The organism is Acinetobacter sp. LipI_19 (genome assembly GCF_058242925.1).
Map to the genome: position 1 here is coordinate 1,589,488 of NZ_JBZAYK010000001.1, position 17,863 is coordinate 1,607,350.

Annotated in this window: 13 protein-coding genes; 9 read left to right on the forward strand and 4 right to left on the reverse strand. The window is 35.5% G+C overall.

What is annotated here, in order from left to right; translation table 11 throughout:
- Positions 1-18: 18 nt before the first annotated feature.
- On the reverse strand, positions 19-1,071 hold the full coding sequence (locus tag AC4CVF_RS07640) for a sugar phosphate isomerase/epimerase family protein (RefSeq protein WP_419327203.1): 1,053 nt from the start codon (positions 1,069-1,071) through the stop codon (positions 19-21).
- A 178-nt stretch (positions 1,072-1,249) separates the two neighbouring features.
- Here AC4CVF_RS07640 and AC4CVF_RS07645 point away from each other — a divergent pair, with 178 nt between their 5' ends.
- From AC4CVF_RS07645 to metC, 8 genes are all read left to right on the forward strand, one after another.
- On the forward strand, positions 1,250-1,858 hold the full coding sequence (locus tag AC4CVF_RS07645; RefSeq protein WP_419327202.1) for a TetR/AcrR family transcriptional regulator: 609 nt from the start codon (positions 1,250-1,252) through the stop codon (positions 1,856-1,858).
- Positions 1,859-1,893: 35 nt separating this feature from the next.
- Positions 1,894-2,004 carry a DUF6616 family protein gene (locus tag AC4CVF_RS07650; protein ID WP_336951099.1) on the forward strand — a complete coding sequence of 37 codons (111 nt, stop codon included), beginning with the start codon at positions 1,894-1,896 and terminating at the stop codon, positions 2,002-2,004.
- A gap of 159 nt (positions 2,005-2,163) precedes the next feature.
- Positions 2,164-4,371 carry a TonB-dependent siderophore receptor gene (locus tag AC4CVF_RS07655; protein WP_490789164.1) on the forward strand — a complete coding sequence of 736 codons (2,208 nt, stop codon included), beginning with the start codon at positions 2,164-2,166 and terminating at the stop codon, positions 4,369-4,371.
- Between the two features lie 285 nt (positions 4,372-4,656).
- Positions 4,657-5,943 carry a salicylate 1-monooxygenase gene (salA, locus tag AC4CVF_RS07660; protein ID WP_490789165.1) on the forward strand — a complete coding sequence of 429 codons (1,287 nt, stop codon included), beginning with the start codon at positions 4,657-4,659 and terminating at the stop codon, positions 5,941-5,943.
- 45 nt (positions 5,944-5,988) lie between these two features.
- Positions 5,989-7,341 (forward strand): MFS transporter, encoded by a 1,353-nt coding sequence (locus AC4CVF_RS07665; protein ID WP_419327200.1) that lies wholly within the window; start codon positions 5,989-5,991, stop codon positions 7,339-7,341.
- 48 nt (positions 7,342-7,389) lie between these two features.
- On the forward strand, positions 7,390-8,283 hold the full coding sequence (locus AC4CVF_RS07670; protein WP_419359674.1) for a LysR family transcriptional regulator: 894 nt from the start codon (positions 7,390-7,392) through the stop codon (positions 8,281-8,283).
- 201 nt (positions 8,284-8,484) lie between these two features.
- The gene (locus AC4CVF_RS07675) at positions 8,485-8,955 is read left to right on the forward strand and encodes an Lrp/AsnC family transcriptional regulator (RefSeq protein WP_336951106.1); all 471 of its coding nucleotides are present in this window, start codon (positions 8,485-8,487) and stop codon (positions 8,953-8,955) included.
- 345 nt (positions 8,956-9,300) lie between these two features.
- Positions 9,301-10,470: a cystathionine beta-lyase gene (metC, locus tag AC4CVF_RS07680; protein WP_490789166.1), complete on the forward strand. Its 1,170-nt coding sequence runs from the start codon at positions 9,301-9,303 to the stop codon at positions 10,468-10,470.
- A gap of 100 nt (positions 10,471-10,570) precedes the next feature.
- On the opposite strand, the gene AC4CVF_RS07685 is transcribed toward metC, so the two are convergent.
- Complete coding sequence (locus AC4CVF_RS07685; protein WP_483771017.1) at positions 10,571-12,772, reverse strand: TonB-dependent siderophore receptor; 2,202 nt, start codon at positions 12,770-12,772, stop codon at positions 10,571-10,573.
- A 597-nt stretch (positions 12,773-13,369) separates the two neighbouring features.
- The gene (locus tag AC4CVF_RS07690) at positions 13,370-14,242 is read right to left on the reverse strand and encodes an alpha/beta fold hydrolase (RefSeq protein ID WP_336951109.1); all 873 of its coding nucleotides are present in this window, start codon (positions 14,240-14,242) and stop codon (positions 13,370-13,372) included.
- A 59-nt stretch (positions 14,243-14,301) separates the two neighbouring features.
- Between AC4CVF_RS07690 and AC4CVF_RS07695 the strand changes: the two genes are divergently transcribed.
- Positions 14,302-14,931, forward strand: coding sequence for a TetR/AcrR family transcriptional regulator (locus tag AC4CVF_RS07695; RefSeq protein ID WP_419328914.1), 630 nt, complete (start codon positions 14,302-14,304; stop codon positions 14,929-14,931).
- Positions 14,932-15,090: 159 nt separating this feature from the next.
- Here AC4CVF_RS07695 and AC4CVF_RS07700 read toward each other — a convergent pair whose 3' ends face one another.
- Entirely contained in the window at positions 15,091-17,352 is a 2,262-nt protein-coding gene (locus AC4CVF_RS07700; RefSeq protein ID WP_490789167.1) for an ATP-binding cassette domain-containing protein, read from the reverse strand.
- Positions 17,353-17,863 lie beyond the last annotated feature (511 nt).

The following is a 17,863-nucleotide window of genomic DNA, read 5'->3' on the forward strand; positions in this document are numbered from 1 at the left end:
AAATTCTCAATCTCTGCCTTAGATACCCAAAAGTTGATTGATTTGCAATTGATTGACAGGCGCTGCGGCAAAATCATCAAAGGTTTTATCAGTAACATGAATAATATGTTGTTGAATAAACTCAGCACCTTCACTTGCGCCATCCTCTTTATTTTTTAAACAACACTCCCACTCTAAAGTTGCCCAGCCCTGATAGTCGTTATGTGCCAATTTTGAGAAAATTGCTTTAAAATCAACCTGACCATCTCCAGTAGAACGGAATCGACCTGCACGATCTCCCCAATTTTGATAGCCCCCATACATCCCTTGGCGACCTGTCGGGTTAAACTCAGCATCTTTGACATGGAACATTCGAATAAAATCTTTATAGATATCGATGTATTCCACATAATTCAGTTGTTGCAGAATAAAATGACTCGGGTCAAAAAGAATCTGACAACGTGGGTGGTGTTGTGTTCGTTCTAAGAACATTTCAAAGGAAATACCATCATGTAAGTCTTCACCAGGATGAATTTCGTAACACAAATTGACATTATGTTCATCACAAGCATTGAGGATCGGCATCCAACGACGTGCAAGTTCATCAAAAGCGGTTTCAATAAGTCCAGCAGGGCGTTGAGGAAAAGGAAAGATATAAGGCCATGCCAGTGAACCGGAAAAAGTTCCCATATCTTGTAAACCTAAACGGGCAGATGCTTGAACAGAAGCCAACATTTGTTGTTCAGCCCATTGAGTTCTAGCTACTGAATTTCCATGTAAATGTGAAGGTGCAAAACCATCACATAAAGCATCATAAGCCGGATGCACAGCCATAAGTTGACCAAAAATATGCGTTGTCAACTCACTAATTTCTAAACCATTATTTTGTAAAACCCCTTGTATTTCATCGCAATAATCTTGGCTTGTGGCTGCTAAATTAACATCAAATAAACGCTTATCCCATGCTGGCAGTTGTACAGCTTTAAAGCCTTTATCTGAAACCCATGCGGCAATGCTCTCTAAATTATTAAACGGGAAAATATCATCACTGAATTGTGCGAGATGAATACTTGGACCTTTGATGGTTTGCATAGCTAAACTCAATTAGTTGTCGATCGACAAACAATAGGCTTTCTTTTGAATAAAAACAACAAGTTTTTAAAAAGAATCTGAAAAAGGGCAGCCTCTCCAACAAATCCTATTGATTTATTTGCGAAATTTATTTTTTCGAATGATAATAAAAAATACTAAATCGGATTGAAGCGTCGTTATGGCTGGTAGACCAAGAGAATTTGATAGAGAAAAAGCACTGATTCAAGCGCGTGATTTTTTCTGGCAACATGGCTATGAAGGGACTTCGATGTCAGATTTAGTCGAGGTCTTAGGTATTGCTTCAGCGCGTATTTATAAAGCCTTTGGCTCGAAAGAGGCGTTGTTTCGAGAAGCTGTTATACATTACGAAGAAAATGAAGGCGGCTTTGCGATCCACGCTTTACAACAAGCAAATATTAAGGATGCGATCAGCCAATTATTTCAAGATGCAATCAAACTTTATACCCAGAATAATCATTCATATGGCTGTATGGTTGTATCATCTGCAAGTGTATTAAGTCAGGAAAATCAAGGTCTTTTAGACTGGATGAAGCAACAACGTATTGAACGTGGTCAAAGTCTGGTTAAGCGCTTTAAACAGGCGAAAGCAGATGGACAATTATTAGAACATGCCGAACCTGAAATATTAGGGCAATATTACGGACTAGTGCTACATGGATTATCTGTTCAAGCTAGAGATGGTTATTCAGAACAAATGCTTTTGCAAATCATCGATTTTTCCCTTAAAAATTTAGATCAATATCTGGTTTCATCTTCAAAAGCTTAGGCATAGATCAGCAGTAACAATGTATAAGTGATGCATTGTTAACAGGTATTGAAGCAAGTGGTTGGTATGATTACTTCGAACATGTAAATGCTGCGGGGACGGAAGGTGATTTCCAGCAACATCTTGATGCTTTAGCAAAGTTTTAATTTTTCTTCTAAGATGCATATTTATTTTTGAGGTCATATCAAGGTGTTCTTTAAAGCTTAAATATCTTATAGAAATGCTTGTTCAATCGAAGAAAATTGTGAATACTCATGCGCATAAATTTAGGCTGTAAAATTATCTTTTGGGGTTAGACAATTACTGTGAAAACGTATCCATTTTCTCGTTTACAAAAAGCATTATTGGCAGTTGGTTCATTTTCATGTCTAGGGCTAAGTTCAGCATTGGCACATGCTGATACTGAAAAAGATACCCAACAACTTAAAACGATTAAAGTAAGCGTTCAAACAATAGAAACAACACCAACTGCTTATTATCAACCCAAGGTAAATTTATCAGGATTTACTCAGCAAAATCTTGCTGAGATTCCTGCATCTATCAGTACAGTCACCGCGGAACGTATCGCTGACCAACATGCAAAAACCCTGACGGATGTTGTTAAAAATGATGCAGCCATCGGCGATGGCTATGCACCCATTGGTTATTATCCAAACTTTATTATGCGTGGCTTTAACCTGAATTTAGGGTCAAGTTATTTACTCAATGGTCATTTGTTGCGTGGCGAGCAAAATGTGGCACTAGAGAACAAGGCACAAGTTGAAATTCTAAAGGGTATAAGTGCAATCCAAAGTGGGATGTCAACACCGGGTGGTGTTATCAATTATGTCACTAAACGTCCAGAAGACATTCGTGCTATCACCGTTGAAGTGGATAGTCATGGTGGAAATCGTGTCGCAACTGACTTGGGTGGTTTGTTCGGAGACGATCAGCAGTTTGGTTATCGACTGAATCTGGCCAAAGAAGAAATTCATCCTTATGTTGAGCATGCAGATGGGAAGCGTTTGTTTGGTGCTTTGGCTTTAGATTGGGAAATTTCAGATCAGTCAAAATTAGAATTTGATATTGAATCACAGCATCAACGTCAGCGCTCAGTCGCAGGTTATCAGTTACTGGATGGTACCACTGTACCCACTGGCGTCAAATGGGACCGTTTACTTGGTTATCAAAGCTGGAGTAAACCAGTGACCAATGAAAGTCTAAATGCCAGCTTAAAATATATTTACCAAGTCAATGACCACTGGACAACAAATCTGTCTGCTTCACAAAGCCGTGTCGTGATTGATGATTATTCAGCATTTCCGTGGGGTTGTGGTAGCAGTATTTGTCAAACGACAAGTTTAGGTAATACCTTTGACCAAAATGGTAACTATGATATTTATGATTTCCGTAATCCAGACGACAGCTTCTTAACCAATCAATTTAAAGCAGGCTTAAACGGAAAGTTTAGTGCAGGGGCTTGGCAACATAAGCTAAGTTTAGAACTGTCACATACAGGGAAACGGCATATACAATATAATGCAATCAATGAATGGGTGGGTACAGGAAATATTTATAATGATCCTATAACGTATGCGCCTACTGACAAAACTTTAGGTAAACATTATAAATCATTAGACAGTCAACAAACTGCATTGAACTTACTTGACCAGATTGACTTTAACGCTGAATGGTCAGTATTGTTGGGCGGCAAACTAATGCACTTAAATGAAAATGCCTATGATGAAAATGCAAACAACATCCGAGAGACCAATTTCAATCGTTTCTTACCGCAGTTTGCGTTGATGTATCAACCTTGGGAACAGACTCATCTCTATGCTTCTTATGCCAAAGGATTAAGTGATGGCGGACAAGCCCCTTGGTTTGCTACTGGTATTCCTGATCAAGGTATTGAAGGTAATGCTTTTAAAACGTTAGCACCGATAAATTCAACTCAGTATGAATTGGGTCTTAAGCAGCAGTGGCAAACATTACTGTTTACCGCGGCGTTGTTCGATTTAACCCAAGACAATCAATACACCAACGCAGACAAATACTTTGTCACGGATGGTAAGCAACATAATCTTGGTTTGGAATTGGGCTTACAAGGACGCTTAGGGCAAAATTTAGATATGACTTCTTCTTTAGCTTTAATTCGTTCACGTTTAAAAGAAATACAAGTGGCTGATTATCAAGGTCATCAAACTCAGAATGTACCAAGTGTTCGTTTTGCTAATCATCTATCTTATCGAGTACCACAAGTAGATGGCTTACGTTTATTGGCTGGTATGCAATACAGCAGCAGTAAATATGCCAATAAAACAGGTACAGTAAAAGTATCAGGCTATAGCGTGTTTGATGTAGGTACAGCTTATAACTTCCGTGCTTATGGTTATGACAATACGCTTCGATTTAATGTTGATAACGTGTTTAATAAAAAATACTGGCGCGATGCGGGGAGTTTCTTAGGCGATGACTATTTATTTCTTGGCGCACCACGTACTGCACAAATCTCATGGACAGTGGGTTTTTAAATAAACTAGTTTGGCTATATCAATATTTTAGGCTTCTTTCATAAGACCTTTTTAAAGCTAAAAATCAACATTAAATCCCCCTCATCCTAGCCTTCTCCCGTGGGGAGAAGGAACTTTCAATCGCAATATGATTCATTCAACATGATCATTTTTTGATTTATGAAAGAGATTTATTTAAATAAATATCAAAAATCTAGATAGTACAAACCTAAAAATATAAATTGGATTTATTCTAAAAAATAACCAATTATAGAATTCTAAGCAATTTAGTAAGGAATGCTAAAAATGGACAAAAAAATTAGAGTTGCTGTGATTGGTGGCGGTATTGCGGGATTAGCACTCACGACTCAATTGGTCAAAAATAAACATTTGGATGTACATCTCTTTGAGTCCGCATCACAGTTTTCCGAGATTGGCGCAGGGATTTCATTTGGTGCCAACGCAGTTAAAGCCATTCAATTATTAGGTTTAAGCCAAGAGTATGAATCTATTGCAGATCAGGTAAAGGCACCATACACTGATATTTGGTTTCAATGGCGTAATGGTTATACCGATGAGTATCTATCTGCATCGATTGCGCCACAAGTCGGACAATCTTCGGTACATCGTGCAGATTTTCTCGATCGTTTAATTCCGTTGGTGCCTTTAACAAATGTACATTTTAATAAACGTGTACAAGAAATTGAGGCAGATGAAGAACAAGCGACAATTCACTTTATCGATGGACAACATATTACATTTGATTATGTGATTGGTTGTGATGGAATTCGGTCAGTTGTTCGAAATCATGTGCTTGATTCTAATCAATTAGCGCGTGTTGAACCTCAGTTTTCGGGGACTTGGGCATATCGTGGAATTATTAAATTTCAAGATTTTAAGCAAGCCATTGCAAAACTGGGAAATGATGCAGAAATTGCCGATGTACCACAAATGCTTTTAGGGAAAGATAAACATATCTTAACTTTCCCAATCCGTCAGGGTGAAGAAATTAACATTGTTGCGTTTAAGTCAGATCGCACGCAAACTGTATTAGCAGAGAATACACCATGGACATCTCCTGTTTCAAAACAAGCCATGCTGGCTGACTTTGCAGACTGGAGCGAGAGTTGTAAAGCATTATTGGATCTGATCGACTCACCAACCATTTGGGCATTACATGAAATTCAACCTTTAGAAACCTATATAAACAAAAACAATAATGTGATTTTGATTGGCGATGCTGCTCATGCCATGTTACCGCATCAAGGTGCTGGTGCTGGACAAGGTTTAGAGGATGCTTTGATTTTAGCTAAATTATTAGAAAACCCTAGGTTGACATCTGAATCTATCAAAGCTGTATCGGAAATCTATGAGCAAGTTCGATTAGCGCGCGCCGTGACAGTTCAAAATACCTCGCGTGAATCAGGTGAAATCTATGAGCTATATTCATCGAAATATCCTGATTTTGAATCAATAGGCCAACATTTGACACAGCGTTTTGACTGGTTGTGGCAGCATTCGCTTGAAAATGATATTCAGACAGCTAAAGCAACATTAGCAAAACAACTACAGCACACTGAAATGACGACTTAAACAACAAAGATTACAAACAGGACAATATGACCAGGGAGGTCTATTATGCAAAGCATAAATGCAAATGAAATTATTGATCATGCCAAATTAAAAGCCATTCATTGGCGGGTGATTTTACTCAGTGCATTGATCATTATCTTTGATGGTTATGATTTAGTGATTTACGGTGTTGCTTTACCCAAGTTAATGGCAGAATGGAAAATTGACAGTATTACGGCTGGATTTCTGGGCAGTGTCGCTTTATTTGGGATGATGTTTGGTGCAATTATTTTCGGTAGCCTGAGTGATAAATTAGAAAGCTATGGATTTAGCCGCAAAAAATTAATTATTTTATGTATCTGTTTATTCAGTGGTTTTACTTTAGTTTGTGGTTATGCCAATAATCCACAAAGTTTTGGAGTTTTTCGGTTTTTGGCTGGTTTGGGGTTAGGCGGGGTCATGCCAAATGTAATCGCCTTGATGACTGAATACGCACCTAAAAAACTACGTTCAACCTTGGTTTCCTTAATGTTTAGTGGTTATGCAGTCGGTGGGATGTGTTCAGCTTTATTAGGAATGTGGTTAGTCCCGCAATTTGGTTGGAAAATCATGTTTATTCTAGGAGGAACGCCACTTTTACTCATTCCGATAATCTGGAAGCTGTTACCCGAATCGATTGATTATTTGGTGCGCCGTGATAAAACTGACCAAGCCATTGAGATCCTTAAACAAATTGACGGCAATATTACCTATACGTCTCAGACTCAAATTGGTCTTCATCAAGACAATCAATCTACCTCTAAAACCCCGATCAAGGATTTATTTGCAGAAAATCGTGGGATGGTGACACTCTTATTCTGGGGCAGCGTATTTATGGCGCTTGTACTGGTCTATGCTTTAGGTAATTGGTTGCCTAAATTAATGGTAGAAGCAGGCTATGACTTATCGACCAGTCTGGTTTTTCTATTGGCTTTAAATATTGGTGGAATGCTTGGTGCAATTTGTGGTGGCTACTTAGCGGATCGTTTTAATCTGGCAAAGGTATTATGCTCACTGTTTTTAAGTGGCGCGATCGCATTAATCTTACTGAGTTATAATTTACCAATGGTCATTCTTTATTTTTGTATTGCGGTTGCAGGTGCTGCATCAATTGGTGGGCAAATCTTATTATTGGCGTATATGTCCCAATTTTATTCATCCAATATTCGTGCAACAGGCTTAGGAATGGCTTTAGGTGTGGGGCGCTTAGGCGCAATTTTAGGGCCAATCTTATGTGGTTGGCTGTTAAGCTTAAGTCTGCCCATTAATTATAATTTTATCGCATTATCAATCCCTTGTATTATTGCGGTAATGAGTGTTTCAATGATTCGCTTACAGCTGAAAAAAACAAAATTGGCGGTGAAAGCGGTACAAATCTAAAAGTAGAGCAGGGAGGTCTACCTCCCTCATTCAATAGAGATATGACAATTGATTGATCTAAGTCTTATTAAAGTTTTTATTATCGTTTTTGAAACTAAAAATATTAGTCATGCAGCTGAGCGCCTCAATTTAAGCCAGCCATCTGTCACCTACAATCTAAATCGCCTACGTAAATTTTTAAATGATCCTTTATTTGAACGAGACAAATTTGGAGTCAAACCGACCAAGTTGGCACAAAGTTTATACCCGAGCTTTAGGCAAGCAATTACCGATATTGAAATGGCAATTACAGCTTCTAAATACTTTGACCCAAAAACCTCAACTCGGATATTTCGTTTAGGCTTATCTGATTTGGGTGAAATATGTTTACTACCTTCTTTAATTCAATACCTTTCTAAAGAAGCACCATTTATTAAGGTGGAAATTGAAGAAATTCAATCGCATAAAGTTGAAGACTGGCTGACTGAAGGTTTTTTAGATGTTGCTGTATTCAATAGTAGTTATACCGTTATGCCTAAAATTGAATCACGTAATTTATTTGAAGAACGCTATATGTGCATTGCGCATAAGTACCATCCACGTATCAGGGATACACTGAGTTTAGAACAATATTTTCAAGAAAATCATGCTGCTATTAAGTCTTCAACGGGTCACATTGAAATTGATCAAAGGCTGAAGGAATTGGGCTTAAAAAGAAAAATCATGCTTGAGCTTCCTCATTTTAGTGTTTTACAAGATGTGGTGACCAGTTCTGAATTATTGGTGACCTTGCCTTCACGAGCAGCAAAAGTATATGCACGTAATGGTGATGTGAACATTTTTGAATTACCATTTTCAGTTAAACCCTTTAATGTGAGTACCAATTGGTATAACCATCGAGATGATATAGAAGCCCGAACTTGGTTTATACAAACGTTACAAGAACTTTTCCAAGCGTTGTAACGCCGTATTCTTATGAACAATGCGTTAAAAAGTAGTGGATAGAGTCATAACTTATCTGAACTAATCTTTATTTGAATGAGAGTTTCAAGTAATCAGCATTAAGAATTAAAAATCTATTTATCTGGTCAAAAATAGAATATCATTCCAATAATCGATAAATTAGTGACTCATTTTTTTAATTTCTTATATAAAGTGAACTGCATGAAATTACAGCTAGATAAATATGATCGTGGAATTTTGGAACTCTTACAAAAAGACTGTACCTGTGCAATTGGTGATATCGCAGATCGTATTGGATTAAGTAATACCGCCTGTTGGCGACGCATTCATAAAATGGAAGAAGAAGGAATTATTCGCGCTAAAGTTGCTTTATTAGATCGTAAAAAGTTAAATATCAACGTGATTGTTATGGTTTTTATTAAAACAGCACAACATAATGCAGAATGGATTCAAAAATTTCACAACCATATCCACACAATCGATGAAGTTATAGAAGTGTATCGGATGGCTGGAGAGACTGATTATTTGTTAAAAGTCGCTGTACCCGATGTTCTTGAGTATGACAAAGTCTATAAAAAAATAATTCAAATTTCTGGTCTTACTGATGTGAGTTCGAGTTTTGCAATGGAGCAAATTAAGTATACAACTGAATTACCTTTAAATTTTCTTTGAGCATTGATGTTTTTCCATAAAACCAAAGTCCTCAATAGTCTATATTTTTTTTAGGCTTTGATCTGTGAAATGCTTTTTACAAAGGAATCGAACTATCTCAATGACTATAGAAAGGTAAATAAGCCTTAAAAATTATTCAATAAAGCACTGAACATATCAATCAGCCACATTATCAGTATTTACCTTATCATGTCATTAATGGAATAAAATTCCCATTAAATGTTAAAATACGGATTTATATTCTATATTTTTTAAAAAATAGTGATTTATTTAAAATAAAAATTCTATGCATTTTATCTATTATTGGTTGTAGAAATATTTCTTAGAAATCATGCTGGTGTTGCTATGAATCATTTTTGTACACAAGTCATAAATTTGGGAAGAACCCCTCAGCGTTTTGATGGTTTGGTGAATACACCTGTTTATCGAGGCTCAACTATTGTTGTCGATAGTTTTAAAGAATGGGAAGATCATAAGCAAAATGGCGGTGTTTATAAACATTATGGCCGTTTTGGTGCTGCTACAGCAAAGTCTTTTGAAAGTGCAATTAATGCATTAGAAGGTGGGGCAGGATGCATGGTTTTTCCATCTGGACTATCGGCTTGTACACATGCATTAATGGCATTCGTTGCAGCAGGTGATCACGTTCTGATTGCTGATAATATTTATGGGCCAACACGAAGTTTTGCAGACAGTATGTTGCCCAAACTGGGAATCCATGTTGAATACTTTAACTCATGTGATTTAAACGAGTTAAAGAGCAAAATTAATCAAAAAACCAGTGTGGTCTTTGTAGAGTCACCGGGTTCAATTACTTTTGAAATTAGCGATATTACTTCAATCTCAGAAATAAGCCATGCTATGAATGCCAAGGTTTTAGTGGATAACTCTTGGGCAACGCCATTGTTTTTTCAACCTTTAAAACATGGTGCCGATGTCTCAATTCAGGCTGTCACAAAATATATTGGTGGGCATTCTGACATTCTCATGGGAACTGCAACAGCAAATGCAGCATCGATTGAGCAATTAAACAAAGTTGTGCATTTTTTTGGTGAAACGACAAGTCCAGATGATATTTATTTAGCTTCACGTGGATTAAGGAGTTTAGCTGTCCGCTTAAAACAACATGAAGAGAATGGCGTGATACTTGCTCATTATCTAAATGAACATCCAGCAATTGATGTGGTAAATCATCCTGCTTTAGCAATGAATCCATATCACAAACTATGGCAACAGAGCTTTTCTGGGTCTACAGGCTTATTTTCTTTTTATTTAAAACAAAACAATCCATGTTTTGTTGAGGCTTTCTTTGATTCTTTAAGGCTTTTCCACATTGGCTTGTCATGGGGTGGATTTGAAAGTTTGATTTTGCCAGTTGGAACGCCTTATCGAACTCAAAGTCATTTGCCTAGTCGTGGATATTTGGTACGTCTACATGCTGGACTTGAACATGTAGACGATTTAAAAGCGGATTTGGAGGAGGCACTAACTATTGCTCAGCGTGCGATAGCTTAATTTCATTATACATTATAGTAAAATGAGACCTTAAATATCCAATATAGCAAGACTATAGAAGAAACCCTCTAATAAAATAGAGGGTTTAATTTAAAATGTATTAAAAATTATAGCGGACACTTAATGTGGCATTTCTTGGTGTACCCCAATTCATTGAGTTTGCACCAATACCTTCGTAGTATTTCTTGTCAAAAATATTGTCAACGTTCAGCTGAAGCTTAATATTTTTATCAACTTGATAACCTAACATCGCACTAGCAAGTACAAAAGCATCTTGATCTATACGTGTATTTCCAGTACCCGTATAGTATTTACTCTTGTAATTTAAACCGAGTCCAGCACTCCATAGATCTACTTTATATTTCACAAATAGATTAGATGTTGTGCGTGAATTCGTTGTATTAACCTTTACACCTTTTGCATCTTTTGCTTCAAAATTAGCAATACCAAAATTAACGCCCCAGTGATCATTAATTTCACCATCTGCTTCGAACTCAAAACCTTTACTTTCAACTCCATCTACACCACGATAAGCTTGATCAGTGGTTAGTGCACCATTACGAACAATAAATCCTCCTGGTATCGCTTCAGCAAAATTAGATTGTTCAATGCGGAATACTGATAAAGCTGTGTTTAAACGTCCGCCAAACCATTCACTTTTTAATCCTGTTTCATAGTTTTTACCGTTCGCAGGATCTAGATATTGATCATTTACATCTTTACGGCTTTGCGGTTTAAATATGTCTGTATAGCTGACATAGACTGAGTGATCTTTTGCAAAATCGTAAATAGCGCCAATATAAGGCGTGACTTCGTTGTTAAATTCACGATTGCCTACACCATTTTCAGACTCATATTTCCAATTAGATAAACGTGTACCTACAATCACTTTTAATGGATCGAGAATTTGAAATTTACCAGAAATATAAGCCGAAGTTTGAGTCGTTTGATTCAGAGCATTTACACCATTCAAAATGACGGATTGAAGTAGTGGTTGTGCCATATTGTTATAGTCGAGCGGACCGCCTAAATACTTCTCGACTTCATTTTTAGTATTGGATCCCCCAAAAATATCCTTGGTCTTCTCGTTTTTGTTCCATGAACCACCAATAATTATTTCTTGTGGGCGGTTAAATAGTGTAAAAGGCACGTTGATGAAAAGATCAATATTATTTTCTTCATTGCTTGCTTCTGAGCCATATACTGAAACATTATCTGTGATTTTACCTGTCTTAGGATCAGGTTTATTTTTTAGTGGGCTGGTATTGGTTGCTTTGTTTACTTGACCGCCAGTGTAAAGCAGAAGGGTATTTACATCTTCTTTACGAAAGGTATATGCAACATTTAAATTAACATCATTGAATAAATTCTGTTTTAAATTGGCGAATACTGCTGTGGTATTTACATCCCAAAATGTCCAAGGTGCAGTTACCGTTAAGCTTCGATCAAAGTTAGTACGACTTCCATCATCATAAAATGCTGGAGTGCCTCCCCAGCGAATGCCATCACGTTGTAACTCTTGATAAGTTGCACCAAGTGACATACTAGTTTTATCACTCAAATCGTAATCAATCGCACCATAAAATACATTGCGTTCTTTTTCATAAAAATCCATAAAGGATTTTTCATCAGTATGTTTGACGAACATACGTCCACGAAGTGAACCATCTTCGTTCAGTGGCGTAGAGATATCCGCATAGCTACTCCATGCATTCCAAGAACCGAGTGAAGTGCTCAGATTACCCGTCAACTCTTTTGCATTGGCATGTTTACGGACCATATTTAGTCCCATTGCAGGATTACCAGCACCTGTGGTAAGCCCATTTGCACCTTTAACAACTTCTACACGATCATAAATATCTAAATCAAGATCACCTGCACCTAAGTTTGTGGTACTCGGCATTCCATCTATTAAATAGTAATCGACCTGAAATCCTCGAGCATAAACAGACTGACGTTCATCGGTACGCGATGTTGAAACACCTGTAATCGTATTCATTAAATCTTGAAAAGAATCAATGTTTCGGTCATCTAAATATTCACGTGTTAAAACTTTGACAGATTGAGGTGTTTCACGAAGAGACAAATTTAATTTTGTTGAAGTATTTGTCTTTTTGGCTGTATAGCTTTGAGTTCCTTCTGTAATAGCTGAATTTTCGCTTTCTGCTTGTACTTTGATTGTTGGTAAAGCCACTGTTTCTGTTTTTTCTTCTGCATAAACAACAGATGGAATAGTTAAAGCCATAGAAAGTACTAAAGGATGCATTTTGAATGCATGTCTTAGAGGGAAGAAGGTGTACATAAGATAAATTCCATAATAAAAAATGCGCGCTATCGGGTTTTCTGTCTTTCTATTGCTTTAAACCTGTTACGGGCAAAAAAGCGTTACAAAAAGTAACATATGCACAATTAATTATCAATAATCATTCTCATTTATTTAGTGGAATTTTTATCATTACTATTTGCAAGATAATAGTTACATTTGATTTTGGGTTATAAACAATGCAATCGGAGATATTTTGAATTTTTGATATAGATAAAGTAATTATAGAAAAAATTAGATAATAGTAATATGTAAAGGATATTTTAGAAAATGATCAGTATCCGAATGCCTTGGATACTGATGGCAAAGTTAAATTAAGATAAGATTTAAAAACGATTAAAAACTGATAAAACAAGATGCTACCAAAGACTTAGTTAACTTAAGTTTAGCTCAAATCTACTTTCTTACTTTTATGATGAGTTCTTTCAAAGAATTAACTTAATAATACTCTTAACATTTCATAAATTTACACTGTAAATTGAGTATCTTCCAATAAAGAAGATACTCAGTATAAAAAATAAATAACCATTTGATAATATTGATTTCAGATAAGCAGCTCAAACAATCAATCGATATTCAAAATGAAGCTAAGAAAGTTTTTATTTCTTTTCCTACGATGGTTGGCTGCTCCCAAGGAGTCCAGTGTCCGCAATCTTCAATTTCAATTACTTTGGGATTAGGAATGATTTCTATATATCTTTGCGCCATATGTTCACCAGAATTAGGATCACTTTTCCCATTGATGAGTAATAAAGGAATCTGGCTATTAATCAAAGCATTGACAAGTCTATCACGGTGTTTAAACCTCTCGAAAATTGAACGGTTTAATTGAACTAGGCTCTTTTTCCCATGATTCATAATTAATTGTTGATACCATTGTTCTAAATCTAACTCACTTGGCTGATTCTTTTGATCAAACATATTTTTCATATTTTTTGAGAAAACACGAAAAGATAAGAAATATATTATTATATGTCCAAGAATAGACGCCATAAGTTTTTGGATTAGGCGAGGGCGATATACTTCAGGAAATAAACTACCATTCATAAAAATAGAAGATTTAACTTTAAATGCTAAAAGGTTGTTCTGCTGTCGATCGAGCAATTCCTGAATGATTCCTACACCTAAATCATGACCGACTAAATGAATTTCCTCTAGCTTCAAATACTCAATCAAGGCAATAGCTTGATCGGCATGATCTTGAACAGAATATATATATTTACTTGGTTTATCAGAGAATCCTAATCCAAGTAAATCGATAGCAAGTATTTGATAGTTCTCAGCTAGAGTATCCCAGATTTTAGCCCAGTCAAATGAGCTTGTGGGATAACCATGAATTAATAAAATCGTTTGGGCATTCAGTTTAGGTGAAAACTTGTAAAAGATTTTATAATTTTTAAAGGACAAATAATTCCCTTCATACTCCCAGCGATGTAATGTGTACTTCATTTTTATTCCTTTTTTTGCTAAACTTACACTGTAAGGTAGATTATAAGGTAAACACTATTATGTCAAATCGAACAGAGAACCATAAAAAAACAAGAGTCAATTTGTCGAGAGATTTAATTATTCAAACCTCTTTACAGATGATAGAAACGAACGGTATAGAAGGTTTCAGTCTGCGTAAACTTGCTCAAATGCTCAATTGTGAAGCTATGAGTATTTATTATCACATGAAGAATAAAGAACAAATTCTTGATCAAATCGTAGATTTTTTGATTTCAAAAATTAATTTAAAAAAGCAAGTAGACGATCCAAAAGAACAATTGATGTATATAGCAAAACAATGGAGAAAATTATCTAAGGAATATCCAAAATTTTTTCCTATCTTAGCTGTTCATCCATTGAATACAGATATTGGATATAACTTTATGAATAGTATTTTGCTTGTTTTCAAGAATGCCAATTTAGGTGTAAAAAATGCGAGTTATTTTTTAAGAATTTTAAATTATTACTTAATAGGAGTAGGAATTGATGAAGCTAAGGGATATCAGCTAGCAGGTAAAAATCTAAAATTAGACAAATATACTTTACTGGAAGATGCTAAATCTTATTGGACAATAGAAGATCAGGATCAAATTTTTGAGTTAGGTTTAAACATGCTTCTGACCAATATGCTACATAAAAATAATGAGTGATGTTTGCTAAATCGAAATAACAATCTATTAATTAATAAGTTAGGCATACAGTATCTAACTTATGTTTACCTAAGTTTAGTTCATCACCTAAAGGCTTTATGTTGTTAGTTAGCTAAATTCTATATAAACCATACATTTGGAAAGTGACTATTCATATTTTTACAGCTCTAGATATTTTTTTAAATAGAGCCCCGTTAAGGATTTTTCAAATGAGAGTAAGTCGCTAATTGTTCCAGAGAATACCAATTCACCGCCGTTATCTCCAGCCAATGGGCCAATATCGATCACCCAATCTGCTTGAGTCATGATATCTAAATTATGTTCAACAACAATGACGGTATTGCCTTTTTCAACTAAGTTATTTAATAACTCGATCAATCGTTCAGTATCAGAAGGATGTAAGCCTGTGCTTGGTTCATCTAATACAAAAACATTATCTGTTTCATTGAGCTGCTTTGTGAGTTTTAGTCTTTGACGCTCACCTCCAGAGAAAGTATTTAAGCGTTGGCCAATTGCAATATAGTCTAAACCCAAGCTCACTAGAGAATTAAATTGCTGCTGTAAATTGTAATCTTCAAAAAAATGACTAGCTTCACTGACAGTCATTTTCATAAGTTCAGCAATATTCTTATCTTTATAATAATATTTTAACACCTCTGGTTTATATCCCGAGCCATGGCATAAGTCACACGTCATTTCTACATCATCTAAAAATGCCAACTCAATTCTCTCGATACCTGATCCTTCGCATTGAGGGCAAGCCCCTTCACTATTAAAACTAAACAGCTTAGCACTAACTTTATTTGCTTTTGCAAATAGTTGACGAATCGGATCAAGAAGGTCTAGATAGGTAAGTAAATTTGACCGAATACTTGCAGTAATTGCAGATTGATCAATGACTTTCGTTTCAGGGTATTGTTGCGGTAATACTTTACTTATTAAAGTACTTTTTCCTGAACCTGCAACTCCTGTAACAACAGTTAAGCAATTTTTAGGGATAGCTACATCAATATTTTTCAAATTGAATAAATGGGCATTCTTAATCGAAATCCATTCATGACTGACACGTGGGATTTTCTTATAGGTATTGGGTCTTCTAAAAAATTGACCTGTTAAACCAGACGAGTTTTTTAATTCCGCAAATGTTCCTTGGTAAATAATCTGACCACCGTTTGCGCCAGAAAGTGGTCCCATATCAATAACATGATCAGCTGTTCTAATAAGATCAGGATCATGTTCAACAAGCAATACGCTATTTCCTTTATCTCTAATTTTTTGAATGATTTTAATAATATTATCTAAATCTTTTGGATGCAGCCCCACACTTGGCTCATCAAAAATATACAGTAAGTCGACTAAGCTATTCCCTAAATGTTTGACCATCTTGATTCGTTGAGACTCACCACCAGACAAGGTGTTGCTTACACGATTAAGATTTAAATAGCTGAGGCCGACCAAGTTTAAGTTCATTAATTTGTTAATGATCTCATATAAAACAGTTTCAAATTTCTCACTTTTTATCGACTCTATAAACGCTAAAAGCGCTGACACAGATAGGGCAGTACAATCAGCAATATTTTTACCATGAATTTTACAAGATAAAGATTTTTGATTAAGCCGTTGTCCATGGCATAAAGAACATGGTTTGGTGCTAATAATCTGCTCAAGTTTTTCTCGATAACGATTTCGTTCTTGTGCTTCACCTTTTAAAAAGTTACGTTCAAATCGGGTAATCAGTCCTTCATAAAGGGCCGTTTTTTTCCATTCACTTTTTGGATTTAAAGGTTTATGCTGGGGAGCGTTCAAAAACAAATCCCATTCTTTTTCACTATAATCTTTTAATTTTTTATCTAAATCGAAATAACCAGAATCAGCATATCTCGTCCAACGCCAAGCAGTGGGTTGATAGGTAGGGAAGTTGATAGCACCTTCTTCATTCAAGGATTTATTTAAATCTAATATTTTATAAATATCAATTATTTGCTCTAGACCTATGCCTTCGCATTGTGGGCACATACCATTGGGATGATTAAAAGAAAAAACATTTGAATAACCAACAAAAGGTTCACCCATACGTGAAAATAATAGGCGAAGATTTGCATAAATGTCTGTAATTGTTGCAACGGTTGATCGGATATTTCCTGTTAATGGTTTTTGATTGATAATCACAGGAACATTTAGATTCTCGATTTTGTCAACATCCGCAACTCCAAAATGCTGCAGACGGTTGCGAACAAAGCTGTCTTGAGTTTCATTGATCTGTCTTTGCGCTTCAGCACCAATAGTTTCAAAAACTAATGATGATTTTCCTGAACCTGAGACTCCAGTAAAAACAACAATTTCATGTTTGGGAATCTTCAAAGAAAGATTTTTTAGATTATTTTGCCTAGCTCCGTAAATATTTATTGTTCTTTTAGTCATATGAGATCACTTGAAGTTAAGGATTTATAATAAAGATAAGACAAAATTTATAAAAAGGATGTATATGTTTATTAAATAAAAAGTTTAAATATTAAAAATTTTGATCTTTCCTCCACATTAGTGATACACAAGTGTTCAATAAAGTTAATGTATCAACAAGCACATACGAAAAACAAAATGGGGCAAGAGTTTTGTATATGGAATAAGACTTGGAAGAAAGCTTATTTAACTTATGTTCACCTAAAATCTACTTTATAGGCTAAAAATCATATATATCACTTTAATTCAATTGCTTATAACAAAATATACCTTAAATTAAAAACCAAAGTTCATGAACACTGTAGTATCTATTTAGGTGAGAGAAATTTTATACCATCAGTTTTTTAAAATATTAATACTATGATTTAACAATACTCAAAACGGATTGTAGTTAAACATTGATTCGACATAATTTATGATATTTTTGATCCATCGATAACGAGCTCAACACACTCTGCCACTTAGACTGAGA

Coding starts and splice junctions, on each gene's coding strand:
- salA (WP_490789165.1), top strand. CDS start 4,657: ATGGACAAAAAAATTAGAGTTGCTGTGATTGGTGGCGGTATTGCGGGA.
- AC4CVF_RS07665 (WP_419327200.1), top strand. CDS start 5,989: ATGCAAAGCATAAATGCAAATGAAATTATTGATCATGCCAAATTAAAA.
- metC (WP_490789166.1), top strand. CDS start 9,301: ATGAATCATTTTTGTACACAAGTCATAAATTTGGGAAGAACCCCTCAG.
- AC4CVF_RS07685 (WP_483771017.1), bottom strand. CDS start 12,772: ATGTACACCTTCTTCCCTCTAAGACATGCATTCAAAATGCATCCTTTA.
- AC4CVF_RS07640 (WP_419327203.1), bottom strand. CDS start 1,071: ATGCAAACCATCAAAGGTCCAAGTATTCATCTCGCACAATTCAGTGAT.
- AC4CVF_RS07675 (WP_336951106.1), top strand. CDS start 8,485: ATGAAATTACAGCTAGATAAATATGATCGTGGAATTTTGGAACTCTTA.
- AC4CVF_RS07695 (WP_419328914.1), top strand. CDS start 14,302: ATGTCAAATCGAACAGAGAACCATAAAAAAACAAGAGTCAATTTGTCG.
- AC4CVF_RS07690 (WP_336951109.1), bottom strand. CDS start 14,242: ATGAAGTACACATTACATCGCTGGGAGTATGAAGGGAATTATTTGTCC.
- AC4CVF_RS07645 (WP_419327202.1), top strand. CDS start 1,250: ATGGCTGGTAGACCAAGAGAATTTGATAGAGAAAAAGCACTGATTCAA.
- AC4CVF_RS07700 (WP_490789167.1), bottom strand. CDS start 17,352: ATGACTAAAAGAACAATAAATATTTACGGAGCTAGGCAAAATAATCTA.